The organism is Streptomyces sp. NPDC001002 (assembly GCF_053599215.1).
In genome coordinates this window covers 39,174-54,501 of the sequence record NZ_JBSFLV010000061.1, presented here as the reverse complement: position 1 = coordinate 54,501, position 15,328 = coordinate 39,174, and the positions used below count along the sequence as shown (strand labels likewise).

The 15,328-nt window shown below is 70.8% G+C and carries 15 protein-coding genes; 7 read left to right on the top strand and 8 right to left on the bottom strand.

The features are described from left to right. Positions 1-135: 135 nt before the first annotated feature. The 5 genes from ACWDR3_RS26315 to ACWDR3_RS26295 form a co-directional block, all read right to left on the bottom strand. Positions 136-885: a D-Ala-D-Ala carboxypeptidase family metallohydrolase gene (locus ACWDR3_RS26315; protein ID WP_450355039.1), complete on the bottom strand. Its 750-nt coding sequence runs from the start codon at positions 883-885 to the stop codon at positions 136-138. A 42-nt stretch (positions 886-927) separates the two neighbouring features. Further along, a complete protein-coding gene (locus tag ACWDR3_RS26310) occupies positions 928-1,344 on the bottom strand; it encodes a hypothetical protein (RefSeq protein ID WP_450355038.1) in 417 nt (138 codons plus the stop codon). Between the two features lie 32 nt (positions 1,345-1,376). Continuing rightward, positions 1,377-3,074 (bottom strand): GH25 family lysozyme, encoded by a 1,698-nt coding sequence (locus ACWDR3_RS26305; protein WP_450355037.1) that lies wholly within the window; start codon positions 3,072-3,074, stop codon positions 1,377-1,379. Between the two features lie 223 nt (positions 3,075-3,297). Beyond that, entirely contained in the window at positions 3,298-3,732 is a 435-nt protein-coding gene (locus ACWDR3_RS26300) for an acyl dehydratase (protein WP_450355036.1), read from the bottom strand. Then, positions 3,729-4,214: an FAS1-like dehydratase domain-containing protein gene (locus ACWDR3_RS26295; protein WP_450355035.1), complete on the bottom strand. Its 486-nt coding sequence runs from the start codon at positions 4,212-4,214 to the stop codon at positions 3,729-3,731. Before ACWDR3_RS26295 ends, ACWDR3_RS26300 begins: the two co-directional genes overlap by 4 nt. Before the next feature lie 138 nt (positions 4,215-4,352). On the opposite strand from ACWDR3_RS26295, the gene ACWDR3_RS26290 reads away from it, so the two are divergent. The 5 genes from ACWDR3_RS26290 to ACWDR3_RS26270 all read left to right on the top strand — a co-directional run bounded on the left by ACWDR3_RS26290 (position 4,353) and on the right by ACWDR3_RS26270 (position 10,556). Beyond that, a complete protein-coding gene (locus tag ACWDR3_RS26290; protein WP_450355034.1) occupies positions 4,353-5,219 on the top strand; it encodes an alpha/beta fold hydrolase in 867 nt (288 codons plus the stop codon). A gap of 17 nt (positions 5,220-5,236) precedes the next feature. Beyond that, the gene (locus ACWDR3_RS26285; protein ID WP_450355033.1) at positions 5,237-7,549 is read left to right on the top strand and encodes a CoA transferase; all 2,313 of its coding nucleotides are present in this window, start codon (positions 5,237-5,239) and stop codon (positions 7,547-7,549) included. After that, complete coding sequence (locus ACWDR3_RS26280) at positions 7,546-9,171, top strand: AMP-binding protein (RefSeq protein ID WP_450355032.1); 1,626 nt, start codon at positions 7,546-7,548, stop codon at positions 9,169-9,171. Before ACWDR3_RS26285 ends, ACWDR3_RS26280 begins: the two co-directional genes overlap by 4 nt. Continuing rightward, entirely contained in the window at positions 9,168-9,404 is a 237-nt protein-coding gene (locus ACWDR3_RS26275) for a chaplin (RefSeq protein ID WP_124001133.1), read from the top strand. The genes ACWDR3_RS26280 and ACWDR3_RS26275 overlap by 4 nt, the downstream gene beginning before the upstream one ends. Positions 9,405-9,641: 237 nt before the next feature. Then, entirely contained in the window at positions 9,642-10,556 is a 915-nt protein-coding gene (locus ACWDR3_RS26270) for an SGNH/GDSL hydrolase family protein (protein ID WP_450355031.1), read from the top strand. Between the two features lie 67 nt (positions 10,557-10,623). Here ACWDR3_RS26270 and ACWDR3_RS26265 read toward each other — a convergent pair whose 3' ends face one another. Beyond that, positions 10,624-11,559, bottom strand: coding sequence for an SDR family oxidoreductase (locus ACWDR3_RS26265; RefSeq protein WP_450355030.1), 936 nt, complete (start codon positions 11,557-11,559; stop codon positions 10,624-10,626). 52 nt (positions 11,560-11,611) lie between these two features. Then, positions 11,612-12,244 (bottom strand): NADPH-dependent F420 reductase, encoded by a 633-nt coding sequence (locus tag ACWDR3_RS26260; protein ID WP_450355029.1) that lies wholly within the window; start codon positions 12,242-12,244, stop codon positions 11,612-11,614. Between the two features lie 209 nt (positions 12,245-12,453). Between ACWDR3_RS26260 and ACWDR3_RS26255 the strand changes: the two genes are divergently transcribed. After that, positions 12,454-13,365: a LysR family transcriptional regulator gene (locus ACWDR3_RS26255; RefSeq protein WP_450355028.1), complete on the top strand. Its 912-nt coding sequence runs from the start codon at positions 12,454-12,456 to the stop codon at positions 13,363-13,365. An 83-nt stretch (positions 13,366-13,448) separates the two neighbouring features. On the opposite strand, the gene ACWDR3_RS26250 is transcribed toward ACWDR3_RS26255, so the two are convergent. After that, positions 13,449-14,582 (bottom strand): methyltransferase, encoded by a 1,134-nt coding sequence (locus tag ACWDR3_RS26250; protein WP_450355027.1) that lies wholly within the window; start codon positions 14,580-14,582, stop codon positions 13,449-13,451. Positions 14,583-14,649: 67 nt separating this feature from the next. On the opposite strand from ACWDR3_RS26250, the gene ACWDR3_RS26245 reads away from it, so the two are divergent. After that, complete coding sequence (locus ACWDR3_RS26245; RefSeq protein ID WP_450355026.1) at positions 14,650-15,300, top strand: alpha-ketoglutarate-dependent dioxygenase AlkB family protein; 651 nt, start codon at positions 14,650-14,652, stop codon at positions 15,298-15,300. Positions 15,301-15,328 lie beyond the last annotated feature (28 nt).

Sequence of the window (15,328 nt, the reverse complement as noted above, 5' to 3'; positions counted from 1 at the left end):
GGAGTCCGCCGCCGGTCCACGAACTCTCCTTGCGGGCCGCCTCGTAGAGGCAGGTGCGGGTCAGCTTGTCGCCGCAGGAGGCCGCCGCCTTACCGCCTCGGCGGTACCCGGAGCCCCGTTCCCCCGTGAGCGGCGTCAGACCGTGCCGCTCTCCCACCACCAGTCGCGGCCGAGGTCGGCCCTGCTGTCGACGTGCTGGTGGTCGACGGTGTACCGCTCCAGACCGGAGAACCCGCAGGTCTCCGCCTTCTGGTAGACGGTCTTGGTGGCCACACCGGGCACGTCCAGGTCGGCCGCGGTGCCGTACAGGTGCATGCTGTCGCTGGCCCCGCCGATCTCGGCGTTGTGCGCGATGCTGCGGAAGCCGGAGTTGACCGTGATCGGCTTGTCGCCCAGCTTCTTGCGCAGCGCCTCCAGCTTGTACATGCAGCGGCGGACGTTCTCCTTCACCTGCGCCGTGCTCAGCTTGCCGCCGCTGAATCCGCCGCCCGTCTGGTTCTCGAACTCGGTCCAGTTGAAGTGCAGCGTCGAACCGTCCGACTGCTCCAGCGCGTTGAGCTTCGCCTGGGTGTTGGGCCCGGCGCTGGCGTCGGCGGTGAGTCCGTACGCCGTCTGGAACCGCTTCACGGCCGCGGCCGTACCGGGGCCGAAGTCCCCGTCGATGCTCACCCGGCTGTGGCTCGCGCTGTCCGCCGCCCAGCCCGCGATCCTGATCTGCAGCTCGGTCACGTCGGCGCCGGTGGCACCTTCGTTGAGGGTGCGCGTCCACGAATAGGCCTGGGCGACGCCCGAGAACAGCAGCTGGCCGAACGCGACGCCGGCACCGGCGGCGAGCGTGCCACGCAGCATGGTGCGGCGGTTCATGGGACGGAAGGAGGAAGTCATCATCGTCCTTTCGGAGAACGGTGGTGGGGGAGACGGGGTCGGTCAGTAGGCGATCTGGAACGTCACGTTCTGCGCGTCGGTGTCGTAGGCGTGCACGCGCAGGATGAAGTGGGTGCCGTCCTTGACGTCGGTGGCGACGGTCCCCCACTCGGTACCGTGCGTGGTGTACGCGTCGCCGTTGTTGCACTTGGTGGTGTGGTCGGTGAACACCACACAGGCGTCCAGGAACACCCCCGGCACGTCGGTGATGAGCCGCATGTTGATGTCGTTGCACCGCGAGGACGTGGTGTACACGCCGTATTCCTTGGCGGCCGCCTGGTAGTGGTACGTCAGGGTCTTCGCGCCGCCGTAGCAGCTGACCGCGGCGGCCGAGGTCTGTGCGGTGGCGGGGACGGCGGCCGCCGCCAGCAGTGCGGCCGTGGTGAACAGAGTCGAGGCGAGCGCCTTGCTCCGGAGCATGGTGGTGTCCGTTCGGTAAGGGGGCGGGGTGGTCAGAAAGCGATCTGCGCGACCGCGTCGTCGCCCTCCAGGGGCACGCCGTTGGGCACCGTGAACTTGGTGCCGTCCAGGACGTCGGTGGCGATGGTCGTCCAGCTCCGCCCGACCTTGGTCCAGCGGTTGCAGGTACCGGTCTTGGCGAACTTCACGCAGACGTTGAGGTAGTCGGCCGTTCCGCCGGTGACGCGCATGTTGATGTCGATGCAGCGGCTGGTGGTGACGTACGGGCCGAAGTCGAGGACGTCCCCGTAGCGCACCGTGACCGCTCCGCCGTAGCAACTCGTGGCGGCGGTGGCCGAGTTGGCGGCCGAGATGCCCGACGCCGAGGCGGTGAGACCGGAGGTGCGGTTGGCCAGCCGGTCCAGGTCGGCCTGGGTGCCGTTGAACACGTCCCCGGTCGCCGGAGCGTGGATGCCCGGGAAGAGCGCGGCGTCGGTGTACTGCCACATCGCCCACGTCGACGAGCCGTTCGGCACCGGCGGCGAGGTGATCGACTGGCGGTAGTCCGCGAGTTGCAGCGGATACCGGGCGAAGGCGGTCGTCGAACCCATGCAGTCGTCCAGGAAGGACTTCTGGGTGTAGATGATCGGCGTACGCCCGAAGGCCGCCTCCACCTTGTCGAGCCAGGCCTTCGCGTCGCTCACCGTGCCGAAGGTGGGACAGCGGCCACTGCCGTCGTCCATGCGCTCCAGGTCGAAGATCGGCGGCAGATCGCCCGCCCGCTGCCCGGTGTAACCGGTCGCCCGCACCGCGGCGATGAACCGGTCGGCCTGCGCCGCACCCGTGTCGGCCGCCGTGCCCGTGTAGAAGTGGTACGGCGCCACGGCCAGCCCGGCGGCCCTGGCCGCGGGGAGGTCGGTGGCGAGGTACTCGTCGGTGACGTTCAGGCCGCGGGTGGCCTTGACCGTCGCGAACTCGACCCCAGAGGCCTTCACGGCCTTCCAGTCGATCGCCGCGCCGCCCGGGTGCTGGTACTTGGCCGTGTCCAGCCCGTCGATCGGATAGCCGGCCGGGCGCGGCGGCGTGCAGTAGGCGTTACGGCCGGACCAATCCACCACCTTCGCCCAGGTGTTGGGGCCCACGACGCCGTCGGCACTGAGGTTCGCGCAGTGCTGGAGCTCGATGACCCGGGACTTGGTCCCGCCCCCGAAGTCGCCGTCGATCGTCAGCGGCGCGTAGTGGAAGGGCTCCATGGCCAGGTTCAGCCGGCACTGGAGCTCCATGACCTCAGTGCCCTTGGCGCCCTGCTGCAGCGTGGGCCGCGTGTCGGTGTGGCCGCACACGGACGTCTGCGCCGTGGTCGACGTGCCCTGGGTCGCGCAGGAGTGCGGCTGGGCGGCCCAGGTGTTCAGCGCCGCCCAGGTCAGCGGGCCGACCACACCGTCCACGCCCAGCCCCGCACAGCGCTGGAAATCCTTGACGCGCGCCACCGACGCGGGACCGAAGGACCCGTCCGCCGCGATCGGCGTGTACTTGCTCGGCTTCGTCGCCAGATTGAGCTGACACTGCGCCTCGACCGCCGCGTCCCCCGTCGATCCCTGCTGCAGTGTGGGCTGTGCGCTCGTATGCCCGCAGACCGCGACCGCGGCGGTGGCTGCGGACTGCGCAGCCTGCACCACCGTGGGCCCGTACAGGGGCAGGAGCGCTGCCACGGCGAGGGTCAGACCCCGCAGTAGCGTCCTTTGTCCCATCTGGTGTTCCCCCTCTGATGAGTCGCCGGAGTAGCCCGGCAGGCTCATGCTGGCCCGGCCGTCCCGAGGCCCGGATCCCCCGGCTCCCGATTGGGACGCCGGGACGATCACACGCCTCTGACCTGGGGGAAAGGATCAGCGCTGGGACGAACGCGGGATACGGGGGACGGTGGGGGAGTTCGTTGGAGAGGCGCGGGGGACGTGTGTGGTCGTCCCCGGAACCTCACCGCAGGACCACGACCGCCCGCCCCCGGCAACACACCACATCGCCCGCACCACCCTCACCACCCGCCCCGCACCGCTCGACCAGATCGAGAGTGACCGCACCACTGACCGGGTCCACCGACTCCACCGTGCCCGTCACCACCAACCGGTCCCCGACGTAGGCAGGCGCCCGGTTCCGCCACCCCACCTCGCGCACCTGCCCACCCGCACCCGCGAACTCCGCCGCCGCACGGTGGAACAGACACCCGTGCAGCTGAGCCATGACGACCGCCCCGGCCAGCCCCTCGGACCGCGCGAACTCGGCGTCGTAATGGATGCGATGGGCGTTACGGGTGACAGACCCGAACCGCAGCAAACTGATCGCGTCGGGTGTCAGCTCGACGGGCAACACGGCCTGCCCCACGACGACTTGAAGCTCCCGTTGGCCCGTCATCGGACGATGAACCTCTCCGTGACCTCGACCAGCGTGCCCCGCGCCGAGCCGTACGTCTTCTCCACCGTGAGGAGCAGGAACCCCTCGCCACCGCCCTTGCGCTCCACATCCGTGAGCGTGCGCCGCAGCTCGATCCGGTCGCCCGCGCGCACCGCCCCGACCCACCGCACGTCCTGGCCGCCCGCCATCAGCCGGACGTCGAGCCCGTCGGTGCCGGGCACCTCGTCGCGGTACATGCCGTCCGGCCGGAACTCCGAGGCGTCGGCCCCGGGCGCCCCGCGCAGCAGACTCACCACGTACATCGGGTGGACGGTGAAGTCGTCGCGCGCGGGATCGACGAGACGCGGTGCGCGCTCCCCGGCCGCCCGCGCGAACTCCGCCGCGTCCTCGGCCCGTACGACCCCCAGCGACCGCTGTTCGCCGGCCCCGATCGACGCCCGGGCCCGCTCCTCGACCAGCTCCAACACGGTGTTCCCGATCATGAGGTGCCTCCCTGCGGCCCGCGATCCTGGTCCGGTGCCCGGAGGCTAAGGACGGCCCGGCCTCGGCCGCCACGGAACCGGCCCGCTCAGCGGACCGTTCCGCTTGGGCGGAGATCGACGCGGTCCCACCATCGGGACATGGACCTCATGGACATCCAGGCGCCCCCGGAGGGCACCTACGCGGAAGCGGACGGCGTCAAGTACCACTACGTCGACCTGGGGGAGGGCAGCGCCACCGTCTTCCTGCACGGCGGCGGCCCCGGGTGCACCGGCTGGTCGGACTTCGGGCAGGTGGCCCCCCTGTTCGCGGCGGACCGCCGCTGCCTGCTCGTCGACATCCTCCAGTACGGCAAGTCCGCCAAGCCCGTCATCGAGGGCCCCATGTGGGACTACCACGCGGCCAAGACCGTCGCCCTGCTCGACGAGCTCGGCATCGACCGCGCCGACTTCGTCTGCAACTCCTGGGGCGGCACCATCGCCCTCAACCTCGCCGCGAAGTACCCCGAGCGCGTACGGTCGTTGGTGATCACCGGCAGCATGCCCGTCTTCTACGGCCCCCTCGCCCCGCTTCCGGAGGGCGGCCGGCGTGGCCGCAACGCCCGGGACGTGTACTACGGCGGCACCGGCCCCTCCTGGCAGAAGATGCGTGAACTCATCGCCCGCCTGGAGTGGTTCGACCCGGACGCCATCCCCGACGGCACCGTGACCCTGCGCTACGAGCAGAGCCTCGACCCCGAGGAGACCGCTCTCGCCGGCGCCTCCGACAACCCGCGCGGCGACTGGCAGGACCTCACCGCCGAACTCGGGCGGATCGCCGCGCCGACGCTCTTCCTGTGGGGCATGCAGGACGCGTTCCTCACCCCCGACTACCCGCTGATGCTGGCCCGCATGATCCCCAAGGGCAACCTGCACGTGATGAGCGAAGTCTCCCACCACCCGCAGGAGGAACGGCCCTACGACTACCACAGCGTCGTCACCGGCTTCCTGGACCAGCGGCACAACTGACTCTCCGGGGAGGAGACATGAGCGAGTCCGCCGTGCGGGTCGTCGAACTGCCCAGCTCCTTCACCCGGTTCGCCGGCCGGCTGCTGGTCGGACTCGGCCACGAGGTCGTGCTCGTCGAACCACCGGAAGGCGACGAGACCAGACGCGAACTCGGAGGCGACGCCTTCGTCCACTGGCACGCGGGCAAACGCTCGGTCGTCCCCGCAGCGCCCGAGGAACTGCGCGGTCTGCTGGCCGGCGCCGATGTGCTGCTCGACGGGAGTCCGGGCGGCGCCGAGGCACTGGCCGAGGGGCTCGACCACCTCGTACATGTCCGTGTCACCCCCTTCGGCCTTGTCGGCCCACGCACCGACTGGCAGGGGACCGACTTCGTGGTGGCCGCGCTGGGCGGGATGCTCGCCCAGGTCGGCGACCCCGACGGCCCGCCGCTGCGACTGCCGGAGCAGCAGGCCGAGCAGCTCGCGGGCGTCAACGCGGCGATCGCCGTCCTGCTCGGCCTGCGCGCCCGCCGCACCGGCCCGGGACAGCTCGTCGACGTCTCCGCCCAGGCCTGCGTGGCAGCCGCCCTGGAGGCCGGAACCCTCGCCTATCTGCACGAGGACCGGGTGCCGCCACGCCCGGGCCGGGTCCATCCCCTCGTCCCGCACGGCCTGTTCCGGGCGGCCGACGGCTACCTGGGCGGTGGCCTCGGCGGCAGCCCGCGCATGTGGGACGCGCTGCTGGAGTGGCTGCGCGAGGAGGACGCGGCGGCCGATCTCACCGAACCGCGCTGGCAGGACCCGGTCGAACGCAAGAAACACCAGGAGCACGTGTTCAAGGTCGTCCAGGACTTCGTGGGCACCTGGCCGAAGGCCGAGTTCGCGGACCGGGCCCAGGCCAGGAAGCTGCCCTGGGCCGCCGTCGACCTGCCCCACGAACTCCCCGACAACCCGCAGCTCGCCGCCCGCGGTTTCTTCACCAGGGTCCGGACGCCGGAAGGGGAGCGGACCGACCTGGGCTTCCCGTTCGCGTTCCCGGAAGGCCACCGGGTACGGGAGTTGGAGGTCCGGGGCGTGGGCGCGGACCAAGAGCTGATGCACGCCGGACCACGCACCGAACCCCCTGTGCGGCAGACCTCCGCAGGCCCCGCCCTCCAGGGCATCCGCGTCCTGGACCTCACCTGGGTCCTGGCCGGCCCGTACTGCACCAAGATCCTCGCCGACCACGGCGCCGACGTCATCAAGGTCGAGTCCGCGGGCCGCCCCGACCCCACCCGCTTCGCCCCCTTCATGCACCTCTCCCGCGGCCCCCACACGGACCCGAACACCAACGGCTACTTCAACGAGGTCAACCGCAACAAGCGCAGCATCGCCCTCGACACCCGGACCGACGACGGCATCGCGGTGCTCCGCGAACTCATCGCCCACTCCGACGTCCTCGTGGAGAACTTCAGCTCCACGGTCATGAAGAAACTCGGCCTGGGATACGAGGAGTTGACCCGCATCAACCCGGACCTCGTCTACGTCAGCATGTCGGGCATGGGCCACACCGGACCGCGCAACGGCTGGGTGTCGTACGCCGACACGGTCTCGGCGAGCGGGGGCCTGACCGGACTGACCGGCTGGGGACCGGACGACGTGGTCGGGGTGATCTACGGCCACGGCGACATCGTCGCGGGTCTGCAGGCGGCCCTCGCCACGGTCGCCGCACTGGAGCACCGGGAGGTCACCGGACGCGGACAGCACATCGACCTCTCCCAACTGGAGGCGATCGCCGCCCACATGGGCACCAGCCTCCTCGGCGGACCGGCGGTGACACCGAGCGGCAACACCCACCCGAGCTGGAGCCCGCAGGGCGTCCACCGCTGCCTCGGCGCCGACCGCTGGCTGGCCGTCAGCGTCCGCGACGACACCGAATGGGCGGCGCTGTGCGAGGTGATCGGCCGCCCGGACCTCGCCACCGACGAACGGACCCGTACGGCGGAGGCGCGGAGAGAAGCGGCGGACCTGGTCGACACCGCGCTGGGGGAGTGGACCCGCACGCTGTCCGTCGAGAGCGCCGCCGAGTCGCTCCAGGCACGTGGCGTCCCGGCCGGTGTCGTCCAGGACGGACGTGAACTCGTCGAGCACGACCCGCAGTTGCGGGCCCGCGGCTTCTACGTGCGCAAGGAGCACCCGGTCGCGGGCGCCTTCCTCCACGAGGGCGTCCCGATCCGCCTCACCCGCACGCCCGGCGGGATCCGCGAGGCCGCGCCCGTACTCGGCGCCGACACCGACGCCGTACTGAGCGAGGTGGCGGGCTTCTCGGCGGAGCGCATCCGGGGACTTCGGGAGGCCGGAGTGCTGCGATGAACGACACCGGCCTCGGCGCCACCGCCCTTGCTGACACCATCCCCGGTCTGCTCGACGCGGCGGCCGGGGAGTTCGGCGAGCGGCCCTTCCTGCGGGTGGGCGAGGTGACGCGGACGTACGCGCAGACCCGTACGGCCGCGGCCGGCATGGCGGGGGCGCTCGCGGAGCGCGGCTGTCGACGGGGCGACCGGGTCGCCGTCATGGCCGGCAACCGGATCGAGGTCGTCGACCTCATCCTCGGCTGCGCCTGGCTCGGAGCGGTGCTGATCCCCCTCAACACCGGCCTGCGGGGCGATGGACTCAGGCAGGTGCTGACTGCGGCCGAGGCTCGATTCCTGCTGGTGGACGAGGACTTGGCGGATCGTGTCGTAGCGGCCGGATTCCAGGGGGAGTTGTGGACCCTGGGCGGGGACGGCGTCCCGGCGCCGGGCACGACCGCGGCCGTGCCTCCCGCCCAAGTGCGCCCGGACGACACCGCCTTCGTGCTGTTCACCTCGGGCACCACGGGGACGCCACGCGGTGTGCGCTGCCCGCACGCCCAGGCCGTCTGGTGGGGCCGGAATGTGTCGGACTCCCTCCGCCTCACCGCCGACGACGTGCTGTACACCTGTCTCCCGCTGTTCCACACCAACGCCCTGACCACCCTGACGCAGGCGATGGCCGTGGGTGCGAGCTGCGTGATCGACGGGCGGTTCTCGGCATCGAGGTACTGGGAACGGGTGGCCGGGGCCGGGGCCACCGTCGTCTATCTGCTGGGCGCGATGGTGCCCATGCTGCTGGCCCGGCCCCAGGGCCCCGGCGACCGTGCGCACCGGGCCCGGTGCGGGCTCTCCCCGGCCATCCCCGCCTCGGCGTGGGAGCCGTTCCGCGAGCGGTTCGGGGTGACGCTCGTCGACGGGTTCGGGTCCACGGAGACGAACCTCGTCATCGGGGCGACGCCCGAGAACCAGCGCCCCGGCTACATGGGCACGGTGCGCGACGGCTTCTCCGCACGCGTGGTCGACGAGCTGCTGGCTCCCGTTCCGGACGGGGTGGCGGGTGAGCTGGTGGTCCGCAGCGCACGCGAATTCGCCTTCTGCACCGGCTACTTGGGGGAGCCCGAGCCTGGTCCCACCGCATGGCGGCGGACCGGGGACCGGGTGGTACGCGAACCCGACGGATGGTTCCGCTTCGTGGACCGGATCAAGGACGTCATCCGCCGACGCGGCGAGAACATCTCCTCGCAGGAGGTGGAGTCGGCCGTCCGCGCGCACCCGGCGGTCGCCGACGCGGCGGCCTTCCCGGTGCCCTCGGAGCTGGCCGAGGACGAGGTGATGGTCGCGGTCGTCCCCGGGCCCGGCCACCTGCTGGACCCCCTGGACCTCGTACGGCACTGTGCCGGCGAGCTGCCCGCCTTCGCGGTGCCCCGGTACGTCGACGCCGTTACGGAGCTGCCGCTCACCGCGACCGGCAAGGTCCGCAAGGCGGTTCTGCGCGAGCGCGGGGTCACCGCCACCACCTGGGACCGCGAGGCCGCCGAGCCGGGGCCGCCACCCGTTCGGCCGCCGAAGAGTGTCGGGGTCCCCGGAAACACCGGCAGCGTGGAAGGACATGCCTCTCCGAGTGACAGGAGTTCTTCATGAGGAAGCGTCTGACGGCAGCGGTCGGTCTGGCGGGTGCGGCGTTGATGTTGTGTGCCGGTACGGCGAGCGCGGACCCGGACCCTTCCGGTGTCGCCACCGACAGCCCGGGCGTGCTCTCCGGAAACGTCGTGCAGGTACCCGTGGACCTGGACCTCAACGTCTGCGGCAACTCCGTCAACATCGTCGGTCTGCTCAACCCGGCGGTGGGCAATCACTGCGAGGACACGGACTGACCAGCCGTACGGACACCGTCGGCACGCACGCCTGACAACGAGCCGTGGGCCTCGCGCCCGCGGCTCGTTGCGCGTGTCACGGCATCGCGTACGGACGGCTCACCGCGCCTGCGTTCGAATTCATCGCTGCCGACCTCTGGCCCCCGGGACTTACCGACCGGTATACAAAGGCAGTTGAATGAGCGAGGACTTCACCGGGCCCGTCCCGTTGTCTCGACTCGGATCAGGGGGATCTTCATGACGCGTGAGCTGAATCCGGCCGCAACGGCACCCGGCCGCCGCAGGGTTGTGGCGGCCGCGGCGGCGGTCAGTGGCTGCGCGCTCGTCGTCGCCTCCGCGGCACCCGCGGCGGCGCACGGTTCGGGCCACGACCGCCACACGCGGTATGTGGCGCTCGGCGACTCGTACACCGCGGGCCCGAACATCCCGACCCAGGTGGACGCGAACTGCGCCCGCTCCGACCGCAATTACCCCTCGCTGGTGGCGGCGGACCGTCGAGGGACCGTGCTCAAGGACGTGAGCTGCAGCGGTGCGACCACCGAGGAGATGTGGAAGGCGCAGGGGACGAACGGCCCTCAACTCAACGCCGTCCAGCGCGACACCGATCTCGTGACGGTCCAGATCGGCGGCAACGACATCGGGTTCAGCACCATCATCGGCACCTGCGCCAAGCTGAGTTCGACGGACCTGGCGGGCAATCCGTGCCAGAAGTACTACACCTCGTCCGGGACCGACCAGTTGGTGCTGAACATCCTCAACACCGCACCCAAGGTCACCCGGGTGCTCCGGGCCATCCACGCGAAGGCGCCCCACGCGCGCGTGCTCGTCGTCGGCTACCCGGACCTCCTGCCCGACGACGGCAGCGGCTGCTACCCCTCCGCGCCCTTCGCCGCCAAGGACTTCCCCTACCTGCGGGACACCGGGAAGCGCCTCAACCTGATGCTCCGCCTGGTGGCAGCAGTGAACGGCGCGGAGTACGTCGACACCTACAAGCCGACCATCGGCCACGACATGTGCAAGGCGCCCGCGGACCGCTGGATCGAGCCGCTGCAGCCCGCTTCCCCGGCGGCCCCGGCCCACCCCAACGCCAAGGGCGAGGCCGTCATGGCGACCGCCGTCCTGAACCGCCTGGAGAGGCGGCACGGGCACTGACGTAGACGGGGATGTCGTCCCCGGCCCCAGGCGGCCGGGGACGAACCGGCCGACCAGGTCCCTGCCGTCAACTGGCCGAGAAGTAGTGGCCGTTGTCCAGATCGGCGAGCAGGCCGGGCTGAGCGGGTTCCCAGCCGAGGGTCCGGCGGGTGATGAGGTTGGACGCCGGGTAGCTCTGCGTGACTATGTTCGCCAGGAACCCGAAGTAGCCCGGCACCATCAGTACGTCCGCGGGAACGCTCACGACCGGCAGGTCCAGACGGCTGCCAAGGGCCTCGGCGATCTCGCGGAGCGGGATGGCACCGTCCCCGACCGCGTGCCAGTAGCTGCCGGCCGGCCCCTTCTCCAGCGCCAGGCGGAACACCGAGGCGACATCGCGGACGTGCACGGCGTTCCACAGGTTCGCGCCGTCCCCGGGGTAGCCGACGAAACCCTTCTCCTTCGCGAGCGCGATCAGCTGCACAAGGAAGCCGGCACGATCGGTGGTGCTGTGCGCGATGTTGGCGATCCGCACGACCGAAGACCGCACGCCCCGCTCGGCGAGGCCGACCACGGCGGTTTCCACGACGTTGCGAACCCGCAGGGTGCCCTTGTGCTCATCGCCGCCGGGAAGGGCCGGGTCCTCCTCGGTGGCCGGCCGGCCCAGATTCCCGGGCGAGCCGATGCTCCCAGCCGCGACCAGCGGCTTTCCGGTCCCTGCCAGTGCTTCGCCGTACGCGAGCATGATCGGAAGCTCCGCGGCGGCCACGGCGTCGATCCCGCCGGAGGGGAGCAGATCCTGCCTGTGCGCGACATGGATGACGCCGTCGGAGTCCGCGGCCGCCTCCTTGAGCCCGTCGAGATCATCGAGGTCGCCGCGACGCACCTTCGCGCCGAGCGCGGACACCGCCGCCGCGGCCGTGTCCGACCGGGCCAGGCCGGTGACTTCATGTCCCGCGGCGATGAGCTCGGGGATGATGTACGAACCGGTATGGCCGGTCCCGCCAGTGATGAAGACGCGCACGCTGCTGCTCCTTGAGATTGGTCTGGCGCGAGAAGTGCTGGTGCGGCTGCGCTCAGCCGAGAATGCTGACGCCGAGCGAGAAGTCGGTGTGCCCGACGGAGTGGGCGACGAGGCCCAGCTGCAGCAGGGCGACGTTCTCCAGAGCCCGCGCCATCGCCAACTGCCCGGTGTCCAGCGGGCGCAGCCCCAGGCTCACGATGAACGCCGACGCACGTGTCTTCGCCTGCGCGTCGTCGCCGGCGATGAACACGTCCAATGGGCGGCCCTCGGCCGGACCGGCCGCCAGGACATGGGAGAACAGGGTGTTGAACGCCTTGACGACCTGCGCGTCGGCGGGGGCGGCCTTGGCGATCTCCTGCGCGCCGGAACTGCCGTCGGGGGTGACAAAGCCCTGGAGGTCGGGGGAGACGGGGTTGGTGATGTCGATGATGACCTTGCCCCGCAGTGCGTCCCCGTACTCGCTCACCACCGCCGCCGCGCCGGCGTACGGCACAGCGAGGACAACGATGTCCCCGGCCGGGGCGGCGCCGGTCGTCCCGATCGTGGCGCCGTCGAGCGCGGCGGCGAATTCCTTGGCCTTGGCCGGGTCGCGGCCGATGATCTCGACGGCGTTACCTCCGGCGAGCGCCCGGTCGGCCAGGGCGCCGGCCATGTTCCCCAGCCCGATAATGCTGATGCTGCTCATTGGTGAGCCTGCTTTCTGCAGCGGGATAGGACGTCATGTCCACCCGTCGTTGATAATGGCTATTTCGTCGATGCCGTCGAATTCTTTCTGCGGAATTCGTTCCGGCCGCATCGGGTACTTATTCAGGTTGCCATTGACCTGAGTTGAGTGTCCAAGACCTCTTTTATTCGCGGTGATACCCTGAAAGCATCACCGGACCGGGAGGCGCCATGGATCTGGACCTGCGCAAACTGCGCTACTTCGTCGCCGTGGCCGACCGGTTGCACTTCGGCCGTGCCGCCGAAGAGCTGCATATCGCGCAGCCGGTGCTCAGCCGGCAGATCCGCGCCCTTGAGCAGGATCTCGGCTACTCGCTGTTCACCAGGGATCGCCATGGCGTGGCACTGACCGACGCGGGCCGACAGCTGCTGGCCGACGCCGGTCCGCTGCTCGCCTCCACGCACGCGGTCCGCCGCCGGGTGGCCGTGGCCGCCCGCGGCAGCCGGCGGCTGATGGTCGGTTTCCGGGCCGGCATCCCGGTCAGCCCGGCGACGCGGGCGTTCGAGGCCCGGCACCCGGACGTGGTCGTGGACGTGCGGCGGATCGAGGGCGACGAGCAGGCTTCGATGCTGCTCGACGGCAGCATCGACGTCGGCTATGTGCGGCTCCCTATCGACGAGGCCGGTCTGCGCGTCACCCCGCTGTACACCGAGCCGCGGGTGGTGGTGCTGCCCGCCGGCCACCGGCTGGCCGGCAAGGAGAAGGTCACCGAGGCCGACCTGGCCGGCGAACCGCTGGTCTGGCATGCCGACCCGAGCACCCAGCCCACCAGGCGCCCGCACCCCGACGCCGGGTACCCGGTGCGCGGGGTGGACGAGACGCTGGAGCATGTCGCGGCCGGCCGGGGCATCTCGTTCCTGGCCCGTTCGGCGACGGTGTTCTACTCACATCCGGACATCAGCTATGTGCCCATTCCGGAACTGGCACCCGACCAGGTGTGCCTCGCGGCGGCCGCATCGCACACCTCGCCGGTGGTCGACGACTTCTTCGCCGCGGCTCAGGCGGCGGCCGAGATCACGGCGGAATGCGGGAACTATGAAATGTGGCAGCTTGGCGGCGATGCCTTTTCAAAACAAGGTTGAGCAGTCCGACTGGCGGCACATTATCTCGCTGAAGTCGGCAAAGGCATTCTCGGTCAATTCCGGAGGTGCTTACCCGCCGCGGGCTACTCCTTGACCGCCCTCAGCACCACGAATTTCGCGTCACCGGCGACAAGTTCACAGTTGCCGAACAGCCGCCGCAGCTTCGCGTGGTACCCGAGGTGCCGGTTGCCGATCACCCACAGCTCGCCACCCGCCCCGAGCACCCGCTGCGCCCCGGTGAACATCCGCCACGCCGTCGCGTCCGTCGTCGTCTGGTGCGAGTGGAACGGCGGGTTGTTGAGTACGAGGTCCACGCTCCCGTCGGCCACCCCCGTGAGCCCGTCGCCGACCCGGAACTCGGCGTGCCCGGGCACCCCGTTCGCCTTGTACGTCGCTTCCGCGGAGGCGACGGCCTGGAACGACTCGTCGACGAACAGCACTTCGGCGTCCGGATCGGTGAGCGCCACCGCCGTACCGACGACACCGTTCCCGCAGCCCAGGTCCACCACGCGGCGGGCGCCGGTTCCGCTGGGCAGGTGGCTCAGGAAGAAGCGCGTGCCGATGTCGAGCCGGTCGGCGCAGAAGACGCCCGCGTGGTTGACGACGGTGTGCCCGGACACCGCGCCCACACCGTCCGGGAGGGCGTAGCTGTACGGCCAGGGGTTCGTCCCGCGCCGCAGCGAGGGGTCCGGCGTGCAGAAGATCAGGCGGGCCTTCTTGTCAGCGAGGGAGGTGCGGGTCGGCCCGAGGATCCGCTCGAACAGGCGCAGCGTCGAGGTGTGGATCTCCTTCACCATGCCCGTGCCGACGACCACCGTGCCCGCGTGCACTCCGGGCGCCAGCCGGTGCAGCTGGTCCTCCAGGAGCGCCAGGCTCTTCGGCACCCGCACCAGCAGCACGTCGACCCGGTCAGGCGGCGGATCCTGGGTGGTGAGGAGCTGCACGGCACCGATCCCGACGCCGGCCCGGTCGAGATTGGCGCGGGTCGCCTCACGGGTGAGGAAGGAGTCGGTGACCTGCACGGGTTCGTACTCCGCGAGGGCGGTGACCAGGGCGCCCCAGCGGTCGCCCACGACCACGACGGTGCCGGACAAGGGGATGCCCTCCTCCGCGAGATGCCTGAGCAGATACTCGTCGGAGGCGTCCCAGGCACGGAGCCGGTCGCGCGGATCCTCGGGAAAACGGGCCAGCTCGCGCTCGCCCCATGGCGTCGTCATACGGTCGTTCATTGTGCTCAAGGCTAGCGGAGCCGCAGCTCAGGCCCGTTCGGGCAGGATGGGAGCCATGGACGAGGCCGAACTCTTCCCCCGCGAACGCACCGAGATCGCGCCCGGCGCGGTCCACGTACCCGACTGGCTGGACCCTCGTCGGCAGCGCGAACTCGTGGCGGAGTGCCGCACCTGGGCCCGCCCGCCGGCCGGTCTGCGCACGGTTCGCACCCCCGGCGGGGGCACGATGACCGCCCGCCAGGTCTGCCTCGGCCTGCACTGGTACCCGTACGCCTACGCCTCCACGGCCGTCGACGGTGACGGCGCCCCGGTGAAGCCCTTCCCGGCCTGGCTGGGCGAGCTGGGCCGCCGGGCCGTTGTCGACGCACTCGGACCGCAGCAGGCTCCGGCGGCCTACGACATCGCCCTGATCAACTTCTACGACGGCGACGCCCGCATGGGCATGCACCGCGATGCCGACGAGAAGTCGGACGCCCCAGTGGTGTCCCTGAGCCTCGGCGACACCTGCGTCTTCCGCTTCGGCAACCCCGAGACCCGTACCAAGCCGTACACGGATGTCGAACTGCGCAGTGGCGACCTGTTCGTCTTCGGCGGCCCTTCCCGTCTCGCGTACCACGGGGTGCCCAGGGTGCACCCGGGCACCGCGCCGGCGGAACTGGGGCTGACAGGGCGTCTGAACATCACGCTCCGGGTCGGCGGTCTGTAGTCGTCCGGTAGTCGTCGTACCTGCGGAT

What these genes read in the sequence shown, in the direction of transcription:
- ACWDR3_RS26315 (WP_450355039.1), bottom strand. Translation starts at nt 885, where the DNA reads ATGACTTCCTCCTTCCGTCCCATGAACCGCCGCACCATGCTGCGTGGC.
- ACWDR3_RS26310 (WP_450355038.1), bottom strand. Translation starts at nt 1,344, where the DNA reads ATGCTCCGGAGCAAGGCGCTCGCCTCGACTCTGTTCACCACGGCCGCA.
- ACWDR3_RS26305 (WP_450355037.1), bottom strand. Translation starts at nt 3,074, where the DNA reads ATGGGACAAAGGACGCTACTGCGGGGTCTGACCCTCGCCGTGGCAGCG.
- ACWDR3_RS26300 (WP_450355036.1), bottom strand. Translation starts at nt 3,732, where the DNA reads ATGACGGGCCAACGGGAGCTTCAAGTCGTCGTGGGGCAGGCCGTGTTG.
- ACWDR3_RS26295 (WP_450355035.1), bottom strand. Translation starts at nt 4,214, where the DNA reads ATGATCGGGAACACCGTGTTGGAGCTGGTCGAGGAGCGGGCCCGGGCG.
- ACWDR3_RS26290 (WP_450355034.1), top strand. Translation starts at nt 4,353, where the DNA reads ATGGACCTCATGGACATCCAGGCGCCCCCGGAGGGCACCTACGCGGAA.
- ACWDR3_RS26285 (WP_450355033.1), top strand. Translation starts at nt 5,237, where the DNA reads ATGAGCGAGTCCGCCGTGCGGGTCGTCGAACTGCCCAGCTCCTTCACC.
- ACWDR3_RS26280 (WP_450355032.1), top strand. Translation starts at nt 7,546, where the DNA reads ATGAACGACACCGGCCTCGGCGCCACCGCCCTTGCTGACACCATCCCC.
- ACWDR3_RS26275 (WP_124001133.1), top strand. Translation starts at nt 9,168, where the DNA reads ATGAGGAAGCGTCTGACGGCAGCGGTCGGTCTGGCGGGTGCGGCGTTG.
- ACWDR3_RS26270 (WP_450355031.1), top strand. Translation starts at nt 9,642, where the DNA reads ATGACGCGTGAGCTGAATCCGGCCGCAACGGCACCCGGCCGCCGCAGG.
- ACWDR3_RS26260 (WP_450355029.1), bottom strand. Translation starts at nt 12,244, where the DNA reads ATGAGCAGCATCAGCATTATCGGGCTGGGGAACATGGCCGGCGCCCTG.
- ACWDR3_RS26255 (WP_450355028.1), top strand. Translation starts at nt 12,454, where the DNA reads ATGGATCTGGACCTGCGCAAACTGCGCTACTTCGTCGCCGTGGCCGAC.
- ACWDR3_RS26250 (WP_450355027.1), bottom strand. Translation starts at nt 14,582, where the DNA reads ATGACGACGCCATGGGGCGAGCGCGAGCTGGCCCGTTTTCCCGAGGAT.
- ACWDR3_RS26245 (WP_450355026.1), top strand. Translation starts at nt 14,650, where the DNA reads ATGGACGAGGCCGAACTCTTCCCCCGCGAACGCACCGAGATCGCGCCC.